2 protein-coding genes are annotated in these 2,621 nt (G+C 69.7%); both read right to left on the bottom strand.

All coding sequences use genetic code 11. From position 1 onward, the window contains the following. Positions 1-78: 78 nt before the first annotated feature. Positions 79-1,257 (bottom strand): glycosyltransferase family 9 protein, encoded by a 1,179-nt coding sequence (locus ACFWY9_RS31595; RefSeq protein WP_378329216.1) that lies wholly within the window; start codon positions 1,255-1,257, stop codon positions 79-81. A 170-nt stretch (positions 1,258-1,427) separates the two neighbouring features. Then, positions 1,428-2,492 carry a methyltransferase gene (locus ACFWY9_RS31590; RefSeq protein ID WP_378340589.1) on the bottom strand — a complete coding sequence of 355 codons (1,065 nt, stop codon included), beginning with the start codon at positions 2,490-2,492 and terminating at the stop codon, positions 1,428-1,430. Between the last annotated feature and the right edge of the window lie 129 nt (positions 2,493-2,621).

Below are 2,621 nucleotides of genomic sequence, written 5' to 3'. Positions count from 1 at the left end.
ACCGGGGTCACGCCCCCCTACCCCGCGCTCCCCGCTGTGAAGGAGGCCTTCACCGTTCACCGGCAAAGCCGCGCCGGGCTAGTGGGGCAGGTAGGCGGTGTGCAGGTCGTCGAAGGTGAACACGACGTCGGTGCGTCCCCCGGAGATCCGGGACAGCCGGGCGAAATGGTCGGCCATCGCGGCCGGGAAGTCCCAGGTGCCCTCGATCAGCCGGCCCGCGGCGTCGAGGAGTTCGGGCAGATCGGCCCGGATGCGCTCGGCGCACATGCTGGGGGAGCGTGGGCCGTCGTCGTCCACCGGGTCCGGCTCGTTGCCCAGCCACACATAGCACGGGTACCGGGCGAGGTCGGGGAGGACCGAGTAGAACGGCACGCCGGGATTGAAGTAGTGCTCGTACCATTTGTTGCCACTGAGCACGAGCCATGGCGTGCCGACGGCCAGCCCGGCGAAGGAGTATCCGCTGTGCGGGGACAGGAGGAGGTCGCAGCGCTCGATCGCGGCCAGCTGCTCGGCCAGCGGCCGGTCCACCGCCGACACCGCCTCGGTGACCACAGCGGCCAGCGCGTCGAACTCCCGGCGGGAAAACGCCGTGCTGGTGCGCTCGTCCGCGGCGAGTTTGCCGACGAAGCAGAACCGTGCCGAGGGAAACCGCGTCTGCAGGGACTTCAGGATCAGGCGCCAGGAATCCGTCGACGGGTACCGCCAGCGCAGGTCGCTGCCCGCGGGCAGCACGGCGATGGTCGGCGCGCCCCCGGTGCCGGGCAGCACGGATTCGGCCCAGGATCGGGCCGCGGCGGGTAGTTCGAGGCTCAGCCGGTTCCCGGTCCGGTAGGACGGTGCACCGGTGGCCGGTTCGCTGTGGTCCTTGCCGATCTGGAACAGGTCGTGGGCCACATGTCCGGCCGTGGTGCGGAAGTGGTCGCGCGCGTAGTCGTAGTAGCGGGTCAGCTCCGGATAGGCTTCGCGGTGGCTGCTCCAGTTCCGCCCGTCGTCGACCACCCAGTCCCAGTCGCGCGGAATGTGCGCCAGCGCGGCCGGTCCGGGATTCGACGTGACGTCCACTGTGTACACCTCGTCGATGAAGGGGCACCAATGGGCGATGTCGGTCGCGGTGTTCGCGTTGAGCACGATGCCGATTCTGCGGGACGGGTCGGCCCGGTGGTAGCCGAGGCAGCAGTGCACCGCCTCGACCGCGTGGCCGACCTGTTCCCAGTTCACGAAGTTCACCAGCACGGATTCGGCTGCGCGAACGGCCATGTGGCTGATTCCTTCCCCATGAGGTTCTGTCGGTGGTGGTTGGCCGTGATCGACCGGGTGCTGGCCGGCGGGGCCGTGGTGCGAGGTACAGCGAAGGCCCTGAAGGGGTCCTTCCTGGCGCCCAATGCACCGAAGGACCCCTTCACCGCTCGGAAGTCCACAAAGGACAATCAGACGGGGCGGTATTCGAGCAGCGCGAGGTCGCCTTCCTTCGGCTCGGTGACCGGCGCGAACCCGGCGGCCGAGGCGATGCGGTGCCACTCCTCGCGGTTGCGCTCCCGGCCGCCGATGACGGCCATGGCCTCGACGTCGATGAGCTTGCCGTTGTCCCATTCGCCGGGACCGCGGAGCACCTGGTCGAGGATCAGGAGCCGGGCCGCGTCGTTGCCGCCGATGGCTTCCCGGATCCGGCGCAGGATTCGCTCGGCTTCCGCGTCGTCCCAGTTGTGCAGGGTGTGCTTGACGAAGTAGGCGTCGCAGCCGGCGGGCACCTCGACGAAGAAGTCGGTCGGCACGACGGTCACCCGGTCGGCGACCCCGGCCTTCTCGAGGACCTCGGTGGCCTCGGCGACGGTGTGCGGCTGGTCGGCCAGCACGCCCGTGCTGCCCGGGTGCAGGCGGAGGATCTGGGCCAGGAACTGGCCCTTGCCGCCGCCGATGTCCGCGATGCGGGGGAACCGGCCGAAGTCGAACTCGGCGATGAGCTGATCGGTGAGCGGCCAGTGGTTCTGCACCATCGCGCGGTTGAACAGCGCCGCGCTGTCCGGATTGGCCTTGAGGTAGTCGTAGAAGGACATGCCGAACGTGGCGGAAAAGGCCGTCTCGCCGGTACGCGCGGTGTGGGCGAGGTTCTCGTACGGGCGCCAGAACATCGGGTCGGTGGCGAACAGGAGCATGTCGCGGCTGCCGCCGTCCACTCCGGAGGCCAGCCCTGTCGACAGCCGGGTGAGGGCGAACCGGCCGTCGCCGCCCTCGGTGAGGATGCCGGTGGCTGCCACGGCGCGCAGCATGCGGTAGAGGGGATCGGGCCGGGTGTTGGTCGCCGCCGCGATCTCGGCCACGGTCCGGGGTCCGCCTGCCAGCGCGTCCGGCACCTCGAGCTCCACGATCGCGCGCACCGCGCCGAGTATCCATTTGACGTACAACAGGCCCAGTACCCGTTGCTCGGGGGGAAGATCCGCTTCGGACCGGTTGAACTTGTCGTAGACGCCAGGTCCGGTGCCCTGCGTATCCATTGATCGTCCCTCTCGTCCGGTGGTCACCGTCGCATCATCCGGGGCGCGCCTCGTACCCGGCTGGTGCGCGAACGGGAAACCGGTCGCAGGACGGAGGCCGTGGGCCGCGACGGTCCCTCGCGCCGGAGT

The organism is Amycolatopsis sp. NPDC059027 (assembly GCF_042739735.1).
Classification (GTDB): Bacteria; Actinomycetota; Actinomycetes; order Mycobacteriales; family Pseudonocardiaceae; genus Amycolatopsis.
Note: the sequence above shows the minus strand (reverse complement) of the source record. Positions and strands in the feature narration are given on the sequence as shown.